At 64.5% G+C, this 21,057-nt stretch carries 24 protein-coding genes; 10 read left to right on the forward strand and 14 right to left on the reverse strand.

All coding sequences use genetic code 11. The features are described from left to right. Positions 1–441, reverse strand: a complete 441-nt coding sequence (locus E3U23_RS09805) for a hypothetical protein (RefSeq protein ID WP_279351063.1) — start codon at positions 439–441, stop codon at positions 1–3. Then, positions 428–1,114 (reverse strand): EI24 domain-containing protein, encoded by a 687-nt coding sequence (locus tag E3U23_RS09810; protein ID WP_279351064.1) that lies wholly within the window; start codon positions 1,112–1,114, stop codon positions 428–430. The genes E3U23_RS09805 and E3U23_RS09810 overlap by 14 nt, the downstream gene beginning before the upstream one ends. Before the next feature lie 104 nt (positions 1,115–1,218). On the opposite strand from E3U23_RS09810, the gene E3U23_RS09815 reads away from it, so the two are divergent. Further along, positions 1,219–2,208 (forward strand): adenosine kinase, encoded by a 990-nt coding sequence (locus E3U23_RS09815; RefSeq protein WP_279351065.1) that lies wholly within the window; start codon positions 1,219–1,221, stop codon positions 2,206–2,208. Positions 2,209–2,222: 14 nt separating this feature from the next. On the opposite strand, the gene E3U23_RS09820 is transcribed toward E3U23_RS09815, so the two are convergent. Next, complete coding sequence (locus E3U23_RS09820; protein ID WP_279351066.1) at positions 2,223–2,858, reverse strand: phytanoyl-CoA dioxygenase family protein; 636 nt, start codon at positions 2,856–2,858, stop codon at positions 2,223–2,225. A 47-nt stretch (positions 2,859–2,905) separates the two neighbouring features. Then, positions 2,906–4,180 (reverse strand): phosphoribosylamine--glycine ligase, encoded by a 1,275-nt coding sequence (gene purD, locus E3U23_RS09825; protein WP_279351067.1) that lies wholly within the window; start codon positions 4,178–4,180, stop codon positions 2,906–2,908. On the opposite strand from purD, the gene xseA reads away from it, so the two are divergent. The 4 genes from xseA to E3U23_RS09845 are packed head-to-tail and all read left to right on the forward strand — an operon-like array spanning position 4,179 to position 7,785. Beyond that, entirely contained in the window at positions 4,179–5,636 is a 1,458-nt protein-coding gene (gene xseA / locus E3U23_RS09830; protein ID WP_279351068.1) for an exodeoxyribonuclease VII large subunit, read from the forward strand. The two genes, purD and xseA, sit on opposite strands and share 2 nt — an antisense overlap. A 24-nt stretch (positions 5,637–5,660) precedes the next feature. Next, entirely contained in the window at positions 5,661–5,870 is a 210-nt protein-coding gene (locus tag E3U23_RS09835) for a DUF2093 domain-containing protein (protein ID WP_279351069.1), read from the forward strand. Further along, on the forward strand, positions 5,867–6,796 hold the full coding sequence (locus E3U23_RS09840; protein ID WP_431732676.1) for a M23 family metallopeptidase: 930 nt from the start codon (positions 5,867–5,869) through the stop codon (positions 6,794–6,796). The genes E3U23_RS09835 and E3U23_RS09840 overlap by 4 nt, the downstream gene beginning before the upstream one ends. Then, entirely contained in the window at positions 6,745–7,785 is a 1,041-nt protein-coding gene (locus E3U23_RS09845; RefSeq protein WP_279351070.1) for an esterase-like activity of phytase family protein, read from the forward strand. Before E3U23_RS09840 ends, E3U23_RS09845 begins: the two co-directional genes overlap by 52 nt. A gap of 70 nt (positions 7,786–7,855) precedes the next feature. On the opposite strand, the gene rpmB is transcribed toward E3U23_RS09845, so the two are convergent. Next, positions 7,856–8,146 (reverse strand): 50S ribosomal protein L28, encoded by a 291-nt coding sequence (rpmB, locus tag E3U23_RS09850; RefSeq protein WP_279351071.1) that lies wholly within the window; start codon positions 8,144–8,146, stop codon positions 7,856–7,858. Positions 8,147–8,301: 155 nt separating this feature from the next. Between rpmB and E3U23_RS09855 the strand changes: the two genes are divergently transcribed. Further along, positions 8,302–8,757, forward strand: coding sequence for a nucleoside deaminase (locus E3U23_RS09855; protein ID WP_279351072.1), 456 nt, complete (start codon positions 8,302–8,304; stop codon positions 8,755–8,757). Here the strand turns inward: E3U23_RS09855 and E3U23_RS09860 are convergent. From E3U23_RS09860 to E3U23_RS09890, 7 genes are read right to left on the reverse strand one after another with little or no spacing between them, the layout of a single operon-like run. Next, complete coding sequence (locus E3U23_RS09860; protein WP_279351073.1) at positions 8,754–9,467, reverse strand: ribonuclease T2 family protein; 714 nt, start codon at positions 9,465–9,467, stop codon at positions 8,754–8,756. The genes E3U23_RS09855 and E3U23_RS09860 overlap by 4 nt on opposite strands. Then, positions 9,442–9,882 carry a hypothetical protein gene (locus E3U23_RS09865; RefSeq protein WP_279351074.1) on the reverse strand — a complete coding sequence of 147 codons (441 nt, stop codon included), beginning with the start codon at positions 9,880–9,882 and terminating at the stop codon, positions 9,442–9,444. The genes E3U23_RS09860 and E3U23_RS09865 overlap by 26 nt, the downstream gene beginning before the upstream one ends. A 14-nt stretch (positions 9,883–9,896) precedes the next feature. Next, complete coding sequence (locus tag E3U23_RS09870; protein ID WP_279351075.1) at positions 9,897–10,322, reverse strand: hypothetical protein; 426 nt, start codon at positions 10,320–10,322, stop codon at positions 9,897–9,899. Between the two features lie 42 nt (positions 10,323–10,364). Further along, a complete protein-coding gene (gene nadC / locus E3U23_RS09875; RefSeq protein WP_279351076.1) occupies positions 10,365–11,225 on the reverse strand; it encodes a carboxylating nicotinate-nucleotide diphosphorylase in 861 nt (286 codons plus the stop codon). Positions 11,226–11,241: 16 nt separating this feature from the next. Continuing rightward, complete coding sequence (fdxA, locus tag E3U23_RS09880; RefSeq protein WP_279351077.1) at positions 11,242–11,580, reverse strand: ferredoxin FdxA; 339 nt, start codon at positions 11,578–11,580, stop codon at positions 11,242–11,244. Next, the gene (locus E3U23_RS09885; protein ID WP_279351078.1) at positions 11,577–11,888 is read right to left on the reverse strand and encodes an RNA-binding S4 domain-containing protein; all 312 of its coding nucleotides are present in this window, start codon (positions 11,886–11,888) and stop codon (positions 11,577–11,579) included. The genes fdxA and E3U23_RS09885 overlap by 4 nt, the downstream gene beginning before the upstream one ends. Before the next feature lie 2 nt (positions 11,889–11,890). Beyond that, complete coding sequence (locus E3U23_RS09890) at positions 11,891–14,404, reverse strand: helicase-related protein (RefSeq protein WP_431732677.1); 2,514 nt, start codon at positions 14,402–14,404, stop codon at positions 11,891–11,893. Between the two features lie 236 nt (positions 14,405–14,640). Here E3U23_RS09890 and E3U23_RS09895 point away from each other — a divergent pair, with 236 nt between their 5' ends. From E3U23_RS09895 to E3U23_RS09910, 4 genes are read left to right on the forward strand one after another with little or no spacing between them, the layout of a single operon-like run. Continuing rightward, positions 14,641–16,194, forward strand: coding sequence for a M23 family metallopeptidase (locus tag E3U23_RS09895; RefSeq protein WP_431732681.1), 1,554 nt, complete (start codon positions 14,641–14,643; stop codon positions 16,192–16,194). Between the two features lie 50 nt (positions 16,195–16,244). Beyond that, on the forward strand, positions 16,245–17,243 hold the full coding sequence (hemB, locus tag E3U23_RS09900) for a porphobilinogen synthase (protein ID WP_279351080.1): 999 nt from the start codon (positions 16,245–16,247) through the stop codon (positions 17,241–17,243). Between the two features lie 2 nt (positions 17,244–17,245). Next, on the forward strand, positions 17,246–17,806 hold the full coding sequence (locus E3U23_RS09905; protein WP_279351135.1) for a GNAT family N-acetyltransferase: 561 nt from the start codon (positions 17,246–17,248) through the stop codon (positions 17,804–17,806). Further along, positions 17,803–18,372: a gamma carbonic anhydrase family protein gene (locus tag E3U23_RS09910; protein WP_279351081.1), complete on the forward strand. Its 570-nt coding sequence runs from the start codon at positions 17,803–17,805 to the stop codon at positions 18,370–18,372. The genes E3U23_RS09905 and E3U23_RS09910 overlap by 4 nt, the downstream gene beginning before the upstream one ends. A gap of 21 nt (positions 18,373–18,393) precedes the next feature. Here E3U23_RS09910 and E3U23_RS09915 read toward each other — a convergent pair whose 3' ends face one another. Next, a complete protein-coding gene (locus tag E3U23_RS09915; protein WP_279351082.1) occupies positions 18,394–19,998 on the reverse strand; it encodes a cisplatin damage response ATP-dependent DNA ligase in 1,605 nt (534 codons plus the stop codon). 3 nt (positions 19,999–20,001) lie between these two features. After that, positions 20,002–21,033: a ligase-associated DNA damage response exonuclease gene (locus tag E3U23_RS09920; RefSeq protein ID WP_279351083.1), complete on the reverse strand. Its 1,032-nt coding sequence runs from the start codon at positions 21,031–21,033 to the stop codon at positions 20,002–20,004. Positions 21,034–21,057: the final 24 nt, after the last annotated feature.

Raw genomic sequence — 21,057 nt, forward strand, 5'->3', positions numbered from 1 at the left:
TCAACGTCGCAGCGCTGCAATGCACGACGCCCGGTCGACACTTTGCCCGTCGCTCGCACGACGCGCTTCGATATGGGTTGCGCTCGGCTCTGCGCCGGGGCGCAGCGGATAAAGGTAGATATCCAGCACGCAGGCCTGGCCAGTGAATTGAAGCTTCTGCGCATCGCCCTCGGCCACATCGAGCCGGGGCGCCCCGAAAATATTGGCAAGCGCCGTGGCATTGCGGCCGATGATACCTTCGAGCCCCGGCGCGCGCATAATCTCGGGCACGATGAAGCCATCGCTTGCCGGCGCGTTCGGGGCCGGCTGGCGTTGCGGCGGCACGGGGCCGGGCGCGCTCGTTCCACGGGAAGGGATGCGATAAGGCGTCTTCGGCGAGGAGACGCAGGCCGACAACAGGATCGGCAACAGGATCAAGGTGAAAAGATTACGCTGGCGCATGGCGGCTCCGGTGAACAAGATGGGTCGCGCTCGCGGCGCCGAGAACCGGGGCGAGCAGATTGGCGAACGGCACAAGAAGCAGGGCGGCCACCACGCCGCCGAGGGCAAAGCGGGTCGGCCCGTTCAACGGTTGAACCTCCTCCGGCGAGCGGCGATGGCGCAGCCAGACCATGTCCTGCAATTCGCGCCCTAGCAGCCAGGCATTGACTGCCCAGAACAGGATTGCCGTACCGATCCCGGTTGCCAGCAGCAGGATGGCGGAGGGGAGCGCGACCAAATTGAACGCGACGGTGCGCAGGAAACCCCTGAAGCTGGCGCGAAGCTCTTCGCTCATGAGGACATCTCGAACGCCACGCGCGGCAGCCGGGTAATGCCTATGCTCGACGGCGCGCACCACCTCGTCGGCGAAGAATTGCAGGACGAACAGGGCCACAAGGCGAAATAGCAGCCATCCCGCAATAATCGTGAGGACGATCGCGGCCAGCGTGCTGACTTCGGCACTGAATGCGAAGCCCGTTGTCAGCAGATAACGATACAGCGCGGTCAACAGGACGCCGCCGGCGAGCACGAACACCGCCAACGTGATCGCCAGGCTTTTCGCCAGGACCTTCAGGATCGCCGGATCGCCGAGCTGCGCGATCGACAAGGCAAGGGCGGTGGGCAGGCGCAGCATCGGCGCTGCGATTGCGGGCGCGGGGCGGCCAAGTCAACGTCGCCCTTCCAAGCCGCGCGACAAACCGCTACCCGCCGCCGTCGAACGACACATCCGGAGCCCAAATGACCGAACCCCGCTACGACGTAATCGCCATCGGAAACGCCATCGTCGATGTGATGGCAACCTGCGAGGACGACCTGATCGACGAACTCGACCTGGCCAAGGGCGGGATGACCCTTGTCGATACCGAGCGGGCGAAGGAACTGTACGATGCGATGGGCCGGGCAACCGAGATTTCCGGTGGTTCGGCGGCCAATACGCTCGCCGGCATGGCGGCGCTCGGTGCGCAGTGCGCTTTTGTCGGCCAAGTAGCGAACGATCAGCTCGGCGATATCTTCGCGCACGACATCCGCGCCGTCGGCATCGAGTTCGACACCGCCCCGCGCGACGGCGATCCGCCGACCGCGCGCTGCCTCATCTTCGTGACGCCCGATGGCGAGCGTACGATGAACACCTTCCTCGGTGCGAGCCAGTATCTGCCGCCAGCCGCGCTGGACGACGAGCTGATCGCCAGCGCCGGTATCCTCTACCTCGAAGGCTATCTGTGGGATCCGGAAGAGCCGCGCAGCGCCATGCGCCGGGCGATCGAAGTCTCGCGCAAGGCGGGCCGCAAGGTCGCGTTCACTGCCAGCGAAAGCTTCGTGATCGATCGCCACGGCGACGATTTCCGCGCGCTGATCGAGGAAGGGCAGATTGACATCCTGTTCGTCAACGAGGGCGAACTGGCGACGTTGACCGGCGAAAAGGAGTTCGAGGCCGGCCTCGCCGCGCTGAAGGACAAGGTCCCGACCCTGGTCGCGACGCGCGGGGCGAACGGCGCGGTCGCAATCGGGAATGGAGAGCGCGCTGAAGTAGACGCCGAACCGGTCGACAAAGTGGTTGATACCACCGGCGCGGGCGACCTCTTCGCCGCAGGCTTCCTCACCGGACACGCTCGCGGCGAAAGCCTGGAGCGCTGCCTGAGAATGGGCGCGATTTGCGCGGCGGAAGTGATTTCACACATGGGTGCACGGCCCGAGGCGGATTTACGGGCTTTGATGGAGCGCTCCTAACGGCTGGTTTCCCGTTAGCAAATGCCTGTCCATTCCAATCCGTTGGGCAAGCGATCCGCCGAATAGTCAACTTGCAGGACTCTGCGAGGATGATCGATCATCGAACGTTCGGATGCATGAATGATCGGCGTGCTGTAGAGCCAAACGTCACCGGAAGCGGCGAAACACGTTGTCGTCGGGCATTTCGCAATCGCCGATCGAATATCGCCGGCGGCAACCTTTCCAATGCGGTGGCTGCCATTCGCCACGAGCAGTGGAGCGTTCGCTGCCGAGACCTTGTCCAGATGAAGTCGGACCGTGATCATCCCTTCGATATACTCGAACGGCGGTTCGACGTGCAGTATGCCGTGCTTTGTGGACCATGGACCGAACCCGCCAGTATCGACTCGTTCTCTTACGCAAATGGTCCGGTCTTGATGCCAGCCAAGCGCCCAGTTGTTCTGCGCTGTCTTATTGAAAAGAATCGCTCGAACCGGCCTGGCATTTGGCAGGAATGAGCATACGAGACGGCCGACATCGCTCTCCGGAGATACAAAGTCATAAAGAGCGGCATCGCGGGCGATCCGGGTGCCTGCATTTACCTCGTTATATCGAGAAGAGAGTTTCTCAAGCAGCGGCAGTGTTTCTGCGACAGCATCCGCAAATCGCACGCATCCTATCTTGCCAAAATCAATTGAGGGAGACGAAAACGCCCTAGTCACCCCCGCTCCCGCCGCACTTCGCGTTGGCCGATGTCTCGTCGGCAGAAGCCGGTGGGGAAGTCGATCGCATCGACGGCGGCATAGGCGGCGCGCTGGGCTTCGCTCGCGCTGGTGCCCTGTGCTGTGACGTTCAGGACGCGCCCGCCGTTTGCAGTTAGCGCACCGCCCTCGCGCTTCGTCCCGGCGTGGAAGACTTTCGCGCCTTGCGCCTCCGCCTCACCCAGATCGATCGCCCCGCCCTTTTTGGGCGTATCGGGATAACCCTCCGCAGCCATCACCACGGTCAGCGCGAAATCGCCTGACAGGGCGGGCCGTTCGATCTCGCCCAGCCGTCCTTCGGCGCAGGCCAGCATCAGGTCGACCAGATCGCTTTCCAGCCGCATCATCAGCACCTGACATTCCGGGTCGCCGAAGCGCGCATTGTATTCGATCAGCTGCGGCCCGCCCGGCGTCAGCATCAGTCCGGCATAGAGCACGCCCGAATAGGGATAGCCCTCCTCGCGCATCGCCTTCACGGTGGGTTCGATGATTTCGCGCATGGCTCTCGCTTCGAGGTCCGGCGCCAGAACCGGCGCGGGCGAGTAGGCTCCCATGCCGCCCGTGTTGGGTCCGGTATCGCCTTCGCCCACGCGCTTGTGATCCTGCGCGCTGCCCAGCGGCACGATAGCCTCACCATCGGTAAGGGCGAAGAAGCTCGCCTCCTCGCCGGTTAGGAACTGCTCGATGACGACCTCGCTTCCCGCCGGACCGAACTTGCCCTCGAACATCTCGGCGAGCGCGTGCTGCGCTTCCTCGCGGGTCTCGGCAATCACCACGCCCTTGCCCGCGGCCAGTCCGTCCGCCTTGAGGACGAAGGGCGGATCGAACTTCTTGAGGGCGCCCCATCCGGCTTCGAGCGAGGTGCAGCGAACGAATTTCGCCGTCGGGATGCCTGCACGCTCGCACAGCTCCTTTGTGAAGCTCTTGCTGCCTTCCAACCTGGCGGCGGCCTTGGAGGGGCCGAACACGGCGAAGCCCGCGCCGCGCAGACTGTCGGCCAGGCCATCCACCAGCGGCGCCTCCGGCCCTATTACGATGAGACCGATCGCGTTCGCGCGGCAGAATTCGGCAACGGCGTCATGGTCGCCTGCATCCAGCTCCACGCATTCCGCATGTTCGGCTATCCCGGGATTGCCCGGGCTCGCCCATAGCTTGTCGCAGCGCGGCGATTGCGCCATTTTCCAGGCAAGCGCATGTTCGCGGCCGCCGCTGCCCAGCAAAAGGATATTCATGCCCGCCGATTTCCCGTCCGATAGCGAAGAAGCCGATCTGGTAGCGAAGGGCCGCCCCGGCGACAACGCCGTGCCGCTTTCGGTGAGCGAGATTTCTGCCCAGTTGAAGCGCACAGTGGAGGACCGGTTCGGCTTCGTGCGCCTGCGCGGCGAGCTGTCGGGCGTCAAACGCGCGGCAAGCGGGCACCTCTATTGTGCGCTGAAGGACGAGAAGGCGGTGATCGACGGGGTGATGTGGCGGAGCGGCACGGTGCGCCTGCCGTTCCAGCCGGAGGACGGACTGGAGGTGGTCGCGAGCGGCAAGCTGACGACCTATCCCGGGCGTTCGAAATACCAGATCGTGATCGAGCGCATGGAATTGGCAGGTGAAGGGGCGCTGCTTGCGCTGCTTGAAAAAACCAAGGCGCGCCTTGCGGGGGAAGGCCTTTTCGACGCTGAACGCAAGCGGGCGCTGCCGTTCCTCCCTGCCACCATCGGGGTGGTGACGTCGCCCACGGGTGCGGTGATTCGGGACATCCTCCATCGGCTGGCCGACCGATTCCCGAGCCGCGTGATCGTGTGGCCGGTACTGGTGCAGGGCAGCGGCGCTGCAGATCAGGTGGCGGGCGCGGTGCGCGGCTTTTCCGCCATGCCCGAAGGGCATCCCGACCGCCCCGACCTCGTCATCGTGGCGCGCGGCGGCGGCTCGATCGAGGATCTGTGGAGCTTCAACGAGGAAGCGGTGGTGCGTGCGGTCGCCGAATGCTCGATACCCACGATCTGCGCGGTTGGGCATGAAACCGACACGACGCTGGCGGACTATGCGGCGGACCGACGCGCGCCAACGCCCACCGCCGCCGCGGAAATGGCCGTGCCGGTCCGCGCCGAACTGGCCGCCACCCTCGCCGATTATGTCCATCGCCAGCGGCAATGTGCGTTGCGACCGGTGGCGATGGGGCGGGAGCGGCTGGAGGCGCGGGCGCAGCGGCTGCCGAAGCCCGAAGCCCTGCTGCAACCACAGGCGCAAAAGCTCGACGATCTTTCCGAACGGCTGCGCCGTGGCCTGGTCGATCGGGCGGCGGCGGGGCGGGAACGTCTTGGCGAACTGCGACTGACCCCGATGGTGTTGCAGCGCGCCTTGCGCGAATCGCGTGGCGCATTAGCCGCACAGCGCTTGTCGCCGACGCTGATTCGCCGCCCTCTTAGCGAACGGCGCGAGCGGCTGGCGGCACTTGCGCGGGTGATGCGTTCGCTCGACCCTGATACCGTGCTGCAACGCGGTTTCGTGCGGGTAACCGATCAGGCTGGAAAGACGCTGACCCTGCGTGAACAGGCCGAAGCGGCGGGGGCGTTGACACTGAAGTTCCGCGACGGCGATCTTGCCGCAACTGTGGGTGAGGGGGCGGCGCCCGCACCCCGCAAGCGGACGACCAAGCGCAAATCGACCGGCGGCGCGCAGGAAGATTTGTTCGGTTAATCCGCGCCTGCTAGGCATCGCGGCATGCTGATGAACAAGGATACCGGCCGCAATTCCGGCGAGGCGAAACTGCACTACGGGCCGAACGGCTTTCGCGTGCTGCGCGCGGGCCAGTTCGTGACCTGCGCGCAAAGCGGCGTGCCGATCTCGCTGGAAGAACTGCGCTACTGGTCGGTCGAGCACCAGGAACCCTATGCTAGCGCGCAACTCGCGACCGAGCGACTGAAACCGTGAGCTTTCGCCAGGTCGCGGTTTTCGTATTTTTCTCGGCTTCGCTCTCGGCCTGTATCCCGCAAGGCGGGAACGCGCCGGTCGCCGAAGTGCAACCTAGCGAGGTGGTGCAACCGGTACGCGCCGCCCCGCCGCCTCCCCCGGCGCCGATGCCCAGACCCACACCCACTCGACCGGCGATCTTTTCGTTCGACGGCGAGCTCGAACAAGGTGGCTGGATCCGCGGTCAGGCCCCGGGCGGCGCAGTATCGGCGAAACTGGGCGATACCGCCCTCATGCTCGACAAGGACGGCCGCTTCTTCGCCGGCTTCGACCGCGACGCCGGGCCAGCCGCAACCTTGACGGCCACGCTTGCCGACGGCCGGCTGATAACCAGCCCGCTGAAAGTCGCGCCGCGCGACTGGAATATCGAGCGGGTCAATGTCGCGCGCCGATCCGGCGGCCCGTCCGAGGCGTTCATGCAGCGTCGTCGCCCCGAGCTCGAAGCCATCTATGCGGCACGCGAGATCGAGACAGATAGCACAGGCTGGTCGCAAGCGTTCAAATGGCCGGTGACGGGGCGCATTTCCGGCCGCTTCGGGTCACAGCGTATCTATCGGGGCGAGCCGGGCAGCTACCATTCTGGCCTCGACATCGCGGGCGGGCAGGGCACCACCTATGTCGCCCCGGCGGACGGTGTCGTTACGCTTGCGGCGGACGATTTCAGCCTGGAAGGCCGCTTGCTGATCATCGATCACGGACAGGGCCTCAACAGCGCGTTCCTTCACTCCTCCGAACTGTTCGTGCGTGAGGGGCAGACGGTAAAGCAGGGCCAGCCGCTCGGGCGGATCGGTGCGACGGGACGGGCGACCGGTCCGCACCTGCACTGGAGCATCAAATGGCGGGACGCGCGGCTCGATCCGCTGCTGTTCCTGCCGCCGATGCCCTGAACCGCCGCGCTTTCCAGATGCGCCGTCCCACCCGGCTGATCCTGCTCGCTCTCACCGCGCTCGGCCTTGCGCCCGGTACTTTCGTGCGAGAAACCCCGCCACCGCCGGACTTTACCTCGCCCGTCACGGTCGAGAAACTGCGGGTGCCGCAACTGCGCACCGGGCCGCTTCTATTGGCCGGCGCGTGGGTCCTGCGCAGCGAGAACGATCATTTCGGCGGCTATTCGGCACTGGTCGATAGGCGTGACGGCGCGTTTCTCGCCGCGAACGACGCAGGACGTCTGATGCGCCTGCCCCGGCCCGACCGCAACAGGGCCGCGCCGACACTCGACAAATTCGTCGATTTCGCCCGCGTCGACAAGGTGCATGTCGATATCGAATCGCTGACCGACGATCCGGAAACCGGCGAGGTTTGGGCTGGGCTCGAATGGGCGCAGGCGATTATGAGGTTCGGCCCGCAATTGCAGAAGCGTGCCGAAGTCCGGCCGGCCGAAATGCGCGACTGGGGTGCGAATTCAGGTCCCGAGTCGCTGGTACGGTTAAGGGACGGGCGCTTCGTTGTGATCGAGGAAGATTCGATAAGCGCGGGCCGCCATCGCGCCTTGCTGTTCGCGTCGGACCCGACACGCGGCGGGAAACCGATCCCGTTCCTGTTCGAAGGTGCCGACGGATACCGCCCATCCGATGCGACGCGCCTGCCCGACGGGCGCATTCTCGTCGTGCTGCGGAAGGTTCATCTTGCCCTGCCTATCCGCTTCGGTGTTCGCCTCGTCACGGCCGACCCGGCAGATATCGGGGCGGGGGGATTGCTGCGCAGTAAGCTTCTAGCCGAAATCGACGAACCCACTCCGACCGACAATTACGAAGGCGCGACGGTCACGGTCGAAGCGAACGGCGACTGGGCGATCTGGCTGATTTCAGACGACAACTTCTTTCGTTTTCAGCGCACCTTGCTGCTCAAGCTGGTCTGGCCGCGCGGCGCGCGGTAACGGCAAAAGGCGCCCGGATCGCTCCGGACGCCTCTGAATTGTCTATGCAAGGGGCTCGAAAGCCCGCCGGTCAGGCGGCTTCGGCAGCGGCCTTCTTCAGTTCGCGCTTCACCTTGAGAGCGCGCGAGGACAGCTTTTCGTCGCGCGTCTTCATCAGCCAGTTGTCGAGACCGCCATTGTGCTCCACCGAGCGAAGACCGTGCGTCGACACGCGGAACTTGAAGCTGCGATCCAGCTTTTCGCTCAGCAGCGTGACGTTCTGCAGGTTCGGCAGGAAGACCTTCTTGGTCTTGTTGTTGGCGTGGCTCACATTGTGGCCGACTTGGCGGCCCTTGCCGGTGAGTTCGCAAATGCGCGACATGATGGGTCTCTCGTTCGAATGGGCGGGCGCTGGGCCGCGTCCCGCATGGCGGGCCGAAGGGCTCGGCGTTGTCCCGGAAAGCGGCGCGCATAGCGGGGGCCTCCCGAATCGTCAAGCGCGTTGCGCCCGGCGAGCGCCGCGGTTAGCGCCATACCATGGCCCGATGGACCTTGCCTTCCCCCATGCAACGCGCGCTCGAACTCGCAAACGCATCCGCCGCCGCGGGCGAGGTTCCTGTGGGTGCGGTCGTGACGAAGGGCGGTGACGTGATCGCCGAAGCCCACAACCGGCCTCGAGAAACGTGCGACCCAACCGCCCATGCCGAAATCCTTGCCATCCGCAAGGCGGCGGCAAGACTCGGGCAGGAACGGCTGGACGGTTGCGACCTGTGGGTCACACTCGAACCCTGCGCCATGTGCGCCGGTGCCATCGTCCATGCGCGAATCACACGCCTCTATTTCGCCGCCAGCGATCCGAAAGGCGGAGCAGTTGAACATGGAGCGCGCATCTTCGAGCAACCCGGCTGCCTGCATCGGCCGGAAATCTATTCCGGCATGGGGGAAGAAAGATCGGCCGACTTGCTCCGGCAATTCTTCCGCGAGCGGCGCTAGAGCCCGCGCCAGATTTTCACAGGTGCTGCATCCTTTGCGCCGATGCGGCGGGCATCGCAGGCGATCGGCATGAAGCGCGTATCGTAACAAAGACGCAATTCCTGAAGCCAGCCGCGCTCGTTTAGATGGACGCCGATCGCGTTTTCGAACCAGCCGGGATTGGCGTCGGCGAACCGTTCGCGCACCATGCCGGCGTTCAGGTCGTCCTCCCGCGAAAGGCGCACGAAATCCGGCCATTGCAGCCCCGCGTACAGGATGCGCGTAACCCGGTAATAGGTCCGCGGCTTTCGCACCATGCAACTACCGTGCTTCGCCCATTGTCGCGCGAGCAGATGCATATCGGGCGAGATGCACCGATTGGGCTGGAGTGCGGCGGCTGGCGGTTCGCTCGGCGCGCACCATTGCGGCCAGCCTCGCCCGCTATCGGGCCACAAGCCATGCACGGTAAACCCGAACCGACCGGAGCGGCCCGAACATTGACGCGCCCGGGTTCGATCCCCTTCCCGAAAACGGCAGAATTCGGGCGACCATGACAAGGCGAACGTATAGCCGGTGATGGGCGATCGCCTCACCTCGCCGTCGCGCGCCACATCCGGCACCCGCACGACATCCGGCAACGCGCATTGGTAGGCCTGTGCGTGCAAGCCCGCCGGGATGGAAACCGCCGCTAAAGCAAACGCGATACTAGCCGAGCGGATCCTGGCCACCATCGGTCGTTCCCTTGAACCATGCCCGCGCATCACGACGAAACGCAAATGCAAGCGCGACTGCCTGCAAGACGAGCGAGAGGAGCACGACAAGATCGCTATATCCGACATCGTCCTGAACCAGTGCGAAAGCCGGAAGTGCCTGCCAGACGAGCAGGCCGATCAGCAAATAGCGCACGAAGCCGACTCGAAGATGCGCTGCCATCAACCATAGGATCAGACTGAGCCCGATGAAGAAGGCCATGCTGGCCGCCAGAAGAATGCTTGGCGACAAACCCGTTCCCGCGAGTTCCTCCTGCGCGGAAACGAGATTTGCGTCCCAATCGCGCATCACATTCGCGACATTGAGCGCAATCGATCCGAGATACAGGGAATCGAAGGCGCGGACGGATACCGGCCGGGATGGTCTGGGCGTCACACTCGCCTCCCGTGTTAGTCGGGCTGATCGCTTGTCTTCGAAGCGAACCAAGCCCTGGCCTCCGGCGTGAATAGCAGGGCGGCTGCGGCTACATTCATGATCACGGCAATCGCGCCGAGGACCAGCGATACGTCGAAGCCGGTCTGCAGCATGCTCAAGACAAAGGAGACCGCGCCCCAACCCGCGAAAATCGCAATGATCCATTTTACCAGACCGATCCTCAAAACGGACACCAGGAACCACAGAGCGAGGCTCACGACGATCCCGAAAGCGAAACCACCGATCAGCGCGATACTGCTCACGCTTTCCGCACCTGAGGTCGCCAGTTCGGCTTCCATCTGGGCCATGAGGCTGTCGTAATTGATGAATGTGGCCACGGTGCTGAGCACGATCGCACCGAGATAAAGCCAGTCGAACCGCTTGATTGCCGTCGGCTTCATGTCCGTTTCCCCCTGATATTCGCTAGGTGCGATGCCGCAAATCTACAGCGGGGTAAAGTCTAACCCGATATCGGCGGCGGGCGCACTTTGCGTGAGCCGTCCGACCGATACGTAATCGACGCCGGTCGCGGCCTTTGCGCGGATCGTATCGAGGTGGATACCGCCGCTTGCTTCGGTCGGCACCCGTCCGGCGACGATGGCGACGGCTTCGCGCAAGATTGCGGGTTCCATATTGTCGAGCAGCAACCGGGTCGCGCCGGCTTCCAGGGCCGGTTCGATCTGATCGAGCCGATCGACTTCGCAAATAATGTCCTCAACCCCGGCTTCGACCGCGCGCCGCACCGCCTCGCCCACGCTTCCGGCGACCAGTACGTGATTGTCCTTGATCATCGCCGCATCCCACAGGCCCAAACGGTGGTTGGCTCCTCCGCCCATCCGCACCGCGTATTTTTCGAGGTGCCGCAGGCCGGGGATGGTCTTGCGGGTATCGAGCAGGGTACAATCGGGGTTATCCATCGCATCGACATAGGCACGCACCATGGTTGCGATGCCGGAAAGATGCTGCACGGTATTAAGCGCACTGCGCTCCGCGGTCAGCATGGCGCGGGCATTGCCTTCGAGCCGCATCAGATCGGAGCCTGGATCGACCGCCGCACCCTCCTCGACCAGAATGTCGACTATCATATCGGGATCGAGTGCGCGAAAGAATGCCGCCGCGACCGGCAGGCCGGCGACGCGAATCGGATCGCGGCTGTCCATCACGCCGGCAAATTGCGCCCCCGCGGGGATGATGCTTTCCGAAGTTACATCCCGCCCGCCCCCGGGTAGACCATCGCCAAGATCCTCTGCCAGCGTCTCGCGGACGAACCGGTCGAGGTCGAAGCCGGGGAGCGTGAAGGTCATTGCGGGGCGGCGGGGATCAATCGCCTTCGCCCGGCTCCGTAGAGAAATATTTCTCGTACTTGCCCTCTTCGCCCTTGTGCTCGTCGGCATCGGCGGGCGGCTCTTTCTGACTGGTGATGTTCGGCCACTCGGCGGAAAGCTTGGTATTCAGCTCCAGCCACTTTTCGAGATTGTCCTCGGTATCGGGCAGGATTGCCTCGGCCGGGCATTCCGGTTCGCATACGCCGCAATCGATGCATTCCGACGGATTGATGACGAGCATGTTCTCGCCTTCGTAGAAGCAGTCTACCGGGCAGACTTCCACGCAATCGGTGTATTTGCATTTGATGCATGCATCGGTGACGACATAGGTCATGGAGCCGGATTCCTGGCGTTAGGTGAATGTTTGGCCCCCGCTATGGCGGAATGTCCTTCCGGGTCAAGGTCGCGATAACAGGCTTGCGCATCGCGCGGCGGCCCGCGGCGCTCCGGGATAGCTACCACCTCGATAAGACGGATGCGCTGGCCGAGCGGCAGGGTAAGGACGTCGCCCACCCGAATGTCGCGGCTGGTGCGGATCACGCGTTCGCCATTCAACCGGATGTGCCCTCTTTCGATCAGCGTCTGTGCCGCGCTACGCGTCCGGGTGAAGCGCAGGCAGCACAGCAGCCGGTCGATCCGCATGGTCAGTTTTGCTTCATCAAATCGGCCAGCCCGGCAAAGGCGCTCCCTTCCCGCGGCCGGGCGGGGGCTTGGCGATGCGATTGTTGCGGCTTGCGCCGGGCAGGGCGCCATTGCCACTGATCGGGGCGGGGCGGGCCGAAAGCAGCCTCGGACAATGCACGTGCCTTGTCGACCCGGAAGCCAGCGGTGCCGAGCAGGCGGATGGCATTCTGCTCTTCCAGCCCGATCGAAATCGGCAGCGACAGGTCGAGCACGAATTTGCGCCGCTCGCCCGCCTTGCTGCGCGCCTCGTGCGCCGCCTTGATAATCTTTTCGGCCAGATCGATGCGGATCGCCTGCGTTCCCGCGGGGCGATAGCCCGAGGGCAAGCTTTTTGTTTCGCCGATTACCGGCAGCATGGCCTCGTTGAGCGGGCGCCGGTCGATCCCGAGCGCGCGCAGCAACTGGCGCGGTGCGGGTTTCAGCAGCGGAAGCGCGTAGATATCGAGCGCGCCGAAGGTCACGCCGATCTTGCGCAGGAAGGGGCGCATGTCCTTCGGCAGATGTTCGATCCCGGCCTTCTCGCGGCTGGTAAATCCATGGCCCTGGATGAGATTGAGTAGCAGCGCGCGCGCTTGCGAACCCGCATCGGGATTACGCGCGGCGATGTGCATCTTGCGCAGCGGCTCGAGCGGCTCGAGCACCTTGTCGAGCCACGCATCGAGCGCAGCCAAAAGTGTCTCGCGCGACTTTTCCGGCAGGCTGTCGAGCTCGCGCGCCGCAATGAGATCGGGCTTCACCTGCCCCTCGCGCCGTTCCAGCTTCGCCAGCGTATGGCCCTTCCAACGGATCGCGCCCTTGGACAGTTCGATCTCGGCGAGGTCACCGGCCGCCAGCGCCTCCGCCTTTTCGCCGAGGATGCGAGGGAGCGCCTTTTCGGCAGCCGCGATCATCATCTTGCGATCGGCATGATTGGCGGCCTGATCGACGACAAAGCGGAAGCCCTCGACATGGCCGAGATGCTCGCCTTCGACGGTCACCGCGCCGTCTTCTGAAAGATCGATGGGTAGCATGCCGGCATCCTGGCCTACGGATTTCATCAGGATTGCAGTCCTCCGGTTTACGAATCGTTCGGTCAGCCGCGCATGCAGCGCGTCCGATAATTTGGCTTCGACGCCGCGCGCGCGGGACGCCATTTCGTCGCGAGCCAGAACCCAGTCGGGCCGCTGGCAGATATAGGCCCAGCTGCGAATCGCGGCGATACGGCCCTGTAGGGTATCGATGTCGCCGCTCATATTGTCGAGTTCGGAGATGCGTGCCGCGACGTAATCCGCACCGAGATAGCCGTTCCGTAGGTCTTCCCAGAGCCGCGCCACGAAGCGGGCATGAACATCCGGACCCCGCGCGCGGAAATCTGGCAGCGAACAGGCTTCCCAGAAACGCCGGACCATGCCGGGACCGCGAATATCGTCCGCCACCGGCTCTTCGGCGAGCCGCTTCAGCGTAGCGAGGTCGATCGCTTCGGGCGCGAGGCGTAGCGCCTCGTCCTGGGGCGGACGCTCGAGATCGGCGATCAGCGTGTCGAGATTGTCGAAGCGCGGTTCGGGTTCGCGCCAGTAGAGATGCGTCAGCGGCGCGAAGCGATGTTCCTCGATCGCATACACTTCCTCGTCGGTGAATTCGGGCGTGGCGCCGGTCTGCTTGCCCGCGCCCGCCAGCGTACCGAAGGTTCCGTCGCGCTGGTGCCGCCCGGCCCGGCCCGCGATCTGCGCCATCTCAGAAGGCAGCAGGCGACGCATCCGCACGCCGTCGAACTTCGAGAGGCCTGCGAACGCCACGTGATTGACGTCGAGATTGAGGCCCATGCCGATCGCATCGGTAGCGACGATGTAATCCACCTCGCCATTCTGGAACAATTCGACCTGCCGATTGCGCGTTTCCGGTGACAAGGCACCCATCACCACAGCCGCTCCGCCGCGGAACCGGCGCAGCATCTCTGCGACGGCATAAACGGCCTCGGAACTGAAAGCGACGATCGCGCTGCGCGGCGGCAGGCGCGAGAGTTTGCGCGGACCGATATGGGTGAGGGTGGAGAAGCGCGGCCGCTCCGATATTTCCGCTTCCGGAACCAGTGCTTTCACCAACGGCTCGAGCGTCGCCGCGCCCAGCAGCATGGTCTCTTCCCGACCTCGCGTATTGAGCAAGCGATCGGTAAAGACGTGCCCGCGTTCCCGATCGGCGGAAAGTTGCGCCTCGTCCAATGCGACGAACGCGCGCCCGCCTGCATCTCGCGGCATGGCTTCCACGGTACAGCACAGGTAGCGCGCATCCGGCGGTTCGATGCGCTGCTCGCCGGTAATGAGGGCGACCTGCTTTTCGCCTTTTATCGCGCAGATCCGGTCATAGACCTCGCGAGCGAGAAGTCGCAGGGGGAAACCCATCGCCCCGCTCGAATACGCGCACATCCGCTCGATTGCGAGATGGGTCTTGCCGGTATTGGTCGGCCCGAGGACCGCCTTGATCGTCCCGTCTTTCACATGTCGAAGGTGGCAGCGACCGACCGGTATCGCAACCGTTCGTCCGCCGGTTCCCTCCGTTTGTCGCGCAAGTCCAGCATCTCGGCGCAAATTAATCGCAAGTTTACTTTAATTACGCACAACCGCGGCGATTGGACGGCCCGGAGGGGGTCTCGGTCCTGCGCCTTGAATGCGGTGCGGGTGTATTGTTTGGAGGACGAGCGGTGTACCGCGCAGCCGAAGATCAGACTTTGCACATGGGGAGCGCACCGGATGGATCGCCGGTTCGCTGCTCCCCTGCGGTCCCGCCCCGGTCCAAGCAGACGGCCTCGAAAGAGGGCCCGAAAGGCTGGCGCGCCAAGCTCCATACGCTCGATCTCGCACCGGATCTCGGGAACGAGATCGGGAGCCGCCGCTGGTTTCGTGGCCTCGGCACCCTCATCGGGCTGACCGCGGGCGCGCTCGCCTTCTGGCCGAGTTTCGCGCCGCTCGAAGCTGCACCGCTCATGCGAACCGACGAGGATGTGCGCGGCGAATATCGTAGCCAGGCGATCGCACCGCTAGCCTTGGGCGCGGATACCGGACGTCGCATGGGCCCTACCGAACTGGTCCGCCCGCTCGCTGCCGCGCCCGAACGCCCTCGTATCGAGCTGCTGGCCACTCTCGGCAAAGGCGACGCATTCGATTCTGTCCTGCGCCGTGCCGGCATGGGCGAGGACGATGCGGAACGTGTCGCGAGCCTGGTTGGAAACGCCATCCCGCTCGGTGAACTGGAGCCGGGGACGAAGATCGATCTCGTGCTCGGCCGTCGTCCTGCCGCCGATGCGCCGCGTCCGCTGGAAGAGCTGACATTCCGCGCACGTTTCGATCTGGAACTTGCGGTGTCGCGCCTCGATCCGGGCGCGCCGCTCACCTTGAGCCGCCGCCCGATCCGCGTGGACGAAACGCCGCTGCGCATTCGCGGCACGGTCGGCGACAGTCTCTACCGCTCGGCACGCGCGGCTGGCGCACCGGCGAGCGCCGTGCAGGCCTATATCAAGACCCTGTCCGCACAGGTAAACTTGGAACGCGACGTGCGCGCAACCGATACGTTCGACATGATCGTCGCCCACCGCCGCGCCGCGACTGGCGAACGGCAGGCCGGGCAATTGCTCTACGCCGGGATCGAGCGCGATTCGACGTCGAAGGTCCAGCTGATGCGCTGGGGCAAAGATGGCAAGTTCTACGAGGCATCGGGTGTCGGAGAACAACGCGACGGATTGATGGCGCCGGTGAACGGCCCCATAGGTTCGCGCTTCGGCATGCGTCGCCATCCGATCCTGGGCTACAAGCGGATGCATTCCGGGCTCGATTACCGCGCCCGTCACGGCACGCCGATCGTCGCGGTAACCGATGGACAGGTTACCGGCGCGGGCCGGATGGGCGGTTGCGGCAATGCGGTGCGGATCCGCCACGGCGGCGGGCTCGATACCCGCTATTGCCACATGAGCCGCATGGCGGTGAGCCGCGGTCAGAGCGTCAAGCGCGGGCAGGTGATCGGCTATGTCGGCTCGACCGGCCTCTCGACGGGACCGCATCTGCATTACGAAATGTATCGCGGCGGCCGCGCGGTCGATCCGGCATCGGTCCGCTACGTTACCCGCGCACAATTGAGCGGAGCGGAATTGCAGCGCTTCCGCGAATCCCTCGCGCGCATCCGGACCGTGGAGGCGGGAGCGGCGCTGGTGGATCTTGAAAAGACGCAGGCGGAGATCGCCGCGGATGTCCCCCAGCGCGAAATCGACAAGCTCGATCTCAAACGCCGCGACTGACGGTAAGGCGACATTGCGCAGCGCCGCCGCATAAGGCATCGCTGCGGATAATGTCCCAAGCTTCCTATCCCTCGACCCGCCTTCGCCGCCCCCGCGCCCATAACTGGAGCCGCGCGCTGCACCGGGAAACCATGCTCACCCCGGCGGACCTGATCTGGCCGCTCTTCGTGACCGAGGGGCGCGGCGTGGAGGAAAAGATTGCCAGCCTGCCCGGCGTTTCACGCTGGTCGGTCGACGGGATCGTGGCGCGCGCGAAGGAGGCGGTCGGCCTCGGCATTCCCTGCCTTGCGCTGTTCCCCAATACGCCGGCCGACAAACGCAGCAAGGATGGTGCCGAGGCGTACAATTCTGACAATCTCATGTGCCGTGCGATCAAGGCGGTGCGCGATGCGTGCGGCAACGATATCGGCATCCTCACCGACGTCGCACTCGATCCCTATACGAGCCACGGGCAGGACGGTCTGCTCGATCCCAGCGGGTATGTGACCAACGACGATACCGTGGCCCTGCTCGTCGACCAGGCGGTAACGCAGGCGGAGGCTGGTGCGGATATCGTCGCTCCGTCCGACATGATGGACGGCCGGGTGCGCGCAATCCGCATGGCGCTGGAAATGGGCGGTCATCACAACGTCCAGATCATGAGCTACGCCGCAAAATACGCTTCGGCCTTCTATGGACCGTTCCGCGATGCCGTGGGCTCTGGCGGACTGCTGAAGGGCGACAAGAAGAGCTATCAAATGGACCCGGCCAATGGCGACGAGGCCATGCGCGAAATCGCGCTCGACATTGCCGAGGGAGCAGACAGCGTGATGGTAAAGCCCGGCCTCGCCTATCTCGACATCATCTGGCGCGCGAAGGAGGCGTTCCACGTACCCGTCTTCGCCTATCAGGTGAGCGGCGAATACGCGATGATCGAGGCAGGTGCGGCGGCCGGGATCGGCGACCGCGACGCGCTGCTGATGGAAAAGCTGGTCGCCTTCAAGCGGGCGGGCTGCAGCGGTGTGCTGACTTACCATGCTCCGGTCGCGGCTCGCCTGCTCGGCGCATAGTGATGTGGCCCGAGTTCCGTCTCGAAACCGACCGGACGGTGCTGCGCGACTGGTTGGAGGACGACTGGCCCGAGTTCTTTCGCGTAACGAATACGCCCTCCGTCATGGAATGGCTTGGCGGAGTTCTCGACGATGACGGTCGGGAAAAGCAACGCGCCCGTGTGGAGGCTTGCCGCGCGGCGAACGGGTTCTGCTTCTGGGCGGTCGAGCGCAAGATGGACGGCGCTTTGCTCGGCTTCTGCGGATTGAAGCGCGCCGACGCACCGGGATCGAGCGTGACCGGCGAAATGGAGGTCGGCTGGCGCTTCCGCAAAGACAGCTGGGGGCAGGGCTACGCCAAGGAGGCCGCCATCGCTGCGATCAATGCCGGCTTCGCGCAATTCGGCGCAAACGAAATCGTCGCGCTTACTGTCGAAGGCAACGCGCCCAGCTGGGGTCTGATGAAACGGCTCGGTATGCGGCGGCGCGAAGAGCTCGACTATGCAGACGCGCGATACGATCCACCTTGGCGCGATACGATCGTCTACACCATTATGCGGGAACAATGGGAGAGAACCCGATGACAGAAACACTAAGCCGCCCCGGCGTTCGTATCGTCTCGATCCATGGAAAGACGCCGACCATCCATGAAACCGCTTTCGTCGCGCCGGGCTGTATCGTCGTGGGCGACGTGACGATCGGGGCTGGCTCGAGCATCTGGTATAATTGCGTGCTGCGCGCCGATGTCAGCCGCATCGTTATCGGCGAGCGCACCAATGTGCAGGACGGCAGCGTGCTCCATTGCGATGGCCCCGCGCCCGGCATGCCCGCGGGCTCGCCATTGATCATCGGGGACGACGTGCTGATCGGCCACATGGCGATGGTTCATGGCTGCACGATTCAGGATCGCGGCTTCGTCGGCCTCGGCGCGATTGCGATGAACCAGGCGGTGATCGCGAGCGATGCGATGCTCGCCGCCGGTGCCATGCTGACCGAGCGCAAGGTGATGGGGACGCGCGAGCTGTGGGCCGGGCGCCCGGCGAAGAAGCTCAAGGATCTGGACGATGCGGCGATTGCCGGAATGAAGCTCGGCGTCGCGCATTATGCCGAGAACGCGAAGCATCATGCACAGGCGCTTCGAGAGGGATAGTCGCGCCGCGCGACTTCGTCATCAATCCTGCACGAGCGCCCGCAGCGCCTCGATCCGGTCGGCTTCGTGCGGCGGCTTGTCCCAGCGGATGCGGTGGATGCGGGGGAAGCGCATCGCGAGACCCGATTTGTGGCGCTTGCTGTCATGCACGCTGTCGAACGCCACCTCGAACACCAAGCTTTTGTCGGTTTCGCGTACCGGGCCGAAGCGGTTGACGGTGTTGCGGCGCACATGGCGGTCGAGCTTTTTCAATTCCTCGTCGGTGAAACCGGAATAGGCCTTGCCAACGGGGAGCAACTCCGCACCGGTGTCGGGATCACCGTCCCAGCAGCCGAAGGTGTAGTCGGAGTAGAAGCTCGATCGTTTGCCGCTGCCGCGCTGAGCGTACATCAGCACGCAATCGATCAGCAGCGGATCGCGTTTCCACTTGTACCAGTAACCGACGCGCCGCCCGGCGATATAGGGGCTGTCCTTTCGCTTCAGCATCAGCCCCTCGATCGCTTCGTCGCGGCTGCCGCCCCTGATCTCACCGAGATGCTCGAAGTCACGCGCGTCGACAACCCTGCTGATATCGAAATGGCTTTGGGGCAGGCGGTCCATCAACGCCTCCAACCGGGCGCGGCGTTCGGTCCACGGCAGTTTGCGCAGGTCCTCGCCTTCGAGGATCAGGACGTCGTAGAGACGCACGAAGGCAGGCGCTTCGGCTAGCATCTTCTTGCTAACAGTCTTGCGCCCGAGCCGTTGCTGGAGCGCGTTGAAGCTTGCGGCCCCGCCTTCCTCGCCGCCCTGATGCGCGCCGCGGACCAGCAGTTCGCCATCGAGTACAGCGTTCACCGGCAAAGCGTCGAGAAGTTCGGGGAAGGTCGCGGAAATGTCGTCGCCCGACCGGGAATAGAGCCTGGTTTCTGCTTCCTCGCCCTGTCCGGCGCGGACCAGTTGCACGCGAATGCCGTCCCATTTCCATTCGGCGGCGAAATCTTCGAGATCGACTACCGTTTCTTCTAGCGGATGGGCCAGCATGAAGGGGCGGAAGGTCGGCAAATTCTCGGTATCGGGCGGGTCCTCGCCATGCGCCGCCCATGCGAACAGTTCGGGGAACGGCGGCTTCAAGCCATGCCAATATTCCTCGACATCGTCGATTTGGACCTCGAAGGCCTGCGCGAACGCGGTCTTGGCGAGGCGGCTGGACACGCCGATGCGCATCCCGCCGGTCGCCAGTTTGAGCAGAGCGTAGCGGCCGGAAGGATCGAGCCGGTCGAGCAGCTTCGGTAATTCCACGAACACGCTCTTGCGGTTCATCGCCTCGAGCAGTTCGACTGTCTCGCTGACCGTGGGCGGCGAGGGAGGATGTTCGGGCGCGGGCCATAGCAGGCTGGCCGTCTCCGCCGTATCGCCGACGAAATCGCGGCTCAGCGTCCACAGCACCGGGTCGATCCGGTCTTTCAGAAGGTTGCGGATGGTCGAGCTTTTCACGGCCGGAAAGTCGAGCCCGTCCGACAATGCGGCAAGCGCCCAGCCGCGATCGGGATCGGGCGTGGCGCGCAGATACTCCGCGATCAGACGCAGCTTCTCGTTGCGTGAACGGGTATAGACCAGCGCGTCGATGAGGGCGGCGAATTCTTCCAAACCCTAATCGTCCTCGTCTTCGTAGCCCACCATCGCGAGCGCCCTCGCACGGCGCTGATGAAGCTGGCACCAGCGCAGCAGTGCATCCTCGCGGCCATGAGTGATCCAGGTTTCCTGCGGGTTCACTTCCTGAATCGTGCGGGTAAGTTCGCCCCAGTCGGCATGGTCGGAGATGACCAGCGGCAGTTCGACATTGCGCTGCCGGGCGCGTTGGCGCACACGCATCCAGCCGCTCGCCATGGCTGTGATGGGTTCGGGCAGGCGGCGGCTCCAGCGGTCGTTCAGCGCGCTGGGCGGACAGATGACGACGTGGCCGCGCATATCGTCCTTCTTCGCATCCGCCACCAGCCGCAATTCGCCCAGATCGACGCCATGTTCCTCGTAAAGCCGGCACATCTTCTCCATCGCACCGTGGAGATAGATAGGCGCGCTATGCCCCGCCGCGCGCAATTCGGCGATCACCCGCTGCGCCTTGCCCAGCGCATAGGCGCCGACCAGTACGCAGCGATCGGGGTGCGCAGCCAGCCGGTCGAGCAGCTTGGCTATTTCGTCCTCGATCGGCGGATGGGTGAAGAGGGGCAGGCCGAAAGTCGCTTCGGTGATGAAGATATCGCACGGAGTGACTTCGAAGGGCGGGCAGGTGGGATCGGCGCGGCGTTTGTAGTCGCCCGTGCAGATGATCCGCTCGCCTGCGTGCTCGAGGAGGATCTGCGAACTGCCCAGCACGTGGCCCGCCGGAATGTAGGTCGCATCGACGCCGCCCTTCAGCCGGATCGTCTCGCCATATTCAACCGGAATTGCCTTGTGCGGGATTTCGCCCGCCTCGTCTTCCGCGCCGGTGCGATAGCGCAGTTCCATGATGGCGAGGGTTTCCGGCGTCGCCACCGTCTCGCCATGGCCGCCGCGCGCATGGTCGGCATGCCCATGAGTAACGAGCGCATGTGCGACCGGCTTGGAGGGGTCGACCCACGCGTCCGCGGGTTCGACATAGATGCCGTGCGGGTCGGGTTTGATCCAGGAAAAGGGCGCGGCCATCGGCGAAGAAACCGAAGGCGGCGC

The organism is Erythrobacter litoralis (genome assembly GCF_029760855.1).
Lineage (GTDB): Bacteria > Pseudomonadota > Alphaproteobacteria > Sphingomonadales > Sphingomonadaceae > Qipengyuania > Qipengyuania litoralis_A.

Excerpts from the sequence above, each read along its gene's own strand:
- E3U23_RS09805 (WP_279351063.1), bottom strand. The coding sequence starts at position 441 with ATGCGCCAGCGTAATCTTTTCACCTTGATCCTGTTGCCGATCCTGTTG.
- E3U23_RS09810 (WP_279351064.1), bottom strand. The coding sequence starts at position 1,114 with ATGCTGCGCCTGCCCACCGCCCTTGCCTTGTCGATCGCGCAGCTCGGC.
- E3U23_RS09815 (WP_279351065.1), top strand. The coding sequence starts at position 1,219 with ATGACCGAACCCCGCTACGACGTAATCGCCATCGGAAACGCCATCGTC.
- xseA (WP_279351068.1), top strand. The coding sequence starts at position 4,179 with ATGCCCGCCGATTTCCCGTCCGATAGCGAAGAAGCCGATCTGGTAGCG.
- purD (WP_279351067.1), bottom strand. The coding sequence starts at position 4,180 with ATGAATATCCTTTTGCTGGGCAGCGGCGGCCGCGAACATGCGCTTGCC.
- E3U23_RS09835 (WP_279351069.1), top strand. The coding sequence starts at position 5,661 with ATGCTGATGAACAAGGATACCGGCCGCAATTCCGGCGAGGCGAAACTG.
- E3U23_RS09845 (WP_279351070.1), top strand. The coding sequence starts at position 6,745 with ATGGCGGGACGCGCGGCTCGATCCGCTGCTGTTCCTGCCGCCGATGCC.
- rpmB (WP_279351071.1), bottom strand. The coding sequence starts at position 8,146 with ATGTCGCGCATTTGCGAACTCACCGGCAAGGGCCGCCAAGTCGGCCAC.
- E3U23_RS09855 (WP_279351072.1), top strand. The coding sequence starts at position 8,302 with ATGGCCCGATGGACCTTGCCTTCCCCCATGCAACGCGCGCTCGAACTC.
- E3U23_RS09860 (WP_279351073.1), bottom strand. The coding sequence starts at position 9,467 with ATGGTGGCCAGGATCCGCTCGGCTAGTATCGCGTTTGCTTTAGCGGCG.
- E3U23_RS09870 (WP_279351075.1), bottom strand. The coding sequence starts at position 10,322 with ATGAAGCCGACGGCAATCAAGCGGTTCGACTGGCTTTATCTCGGTGCG.
- nadC (WP_279351076.1), bottom strand. The coding sequence starts at position 11,225 with ATGACCTTCACGCTCCCCGGCTTCGACCTCGACCGGTTCGTCCGCGAG.
- fdxA (WP_279351077.1), bottom strand. The coding sequence starts at position 11,580 with ATGACCTATGTCGTCACCGATGCATGCATCAAATGCAAATACACCGAT.
- E3U23_RS09885 (WP_279351078.1), bottom strand. The coding sequence starts at position 11,888 with ATGCGGATCGACCGGCTGCTGTGCTGCCTGCGCTTCACCCGGACGCGT.
- E3U23_RS09895 (WP_431732681.1), top strand. The coding sequence starts at position 14,641 with ATGGGGAGCGCACCGGATGGATCGCCGGTTCGCTGCTCCCCTGCGGTC.
- hemB (WP_279351080.1), top strand. The coding sequence starts at position 16,245 with ATGTCCCAAGCTTCCTATCCCTCGACCCGCCTTCGCCGCCCCCGCGCC.
- E3U23_RS09905 (WP_279351135.1), top strand. The coding sequence starts at position 17,246 with ATGTGGCCCGAGTTCCGTCTCGAAACCGACCGGACGGTGCTGCGCGAC.
- E3U23_RS09910 (WP_279351081.1), top strand. The coding sequence starts at position 17,803 with ATGACAGAAACACTAAGCCGCCCCGGCGTTCGTATCGTCTCGATCCAT.
- E3U23_RS09920 (WP_279351083.1), bottom strand. The coding sequence starts at position 21,033 with ATGGCCGCGCCCTTTTCCTGGATCAAACCCGACCCGCACGGCATCTAT.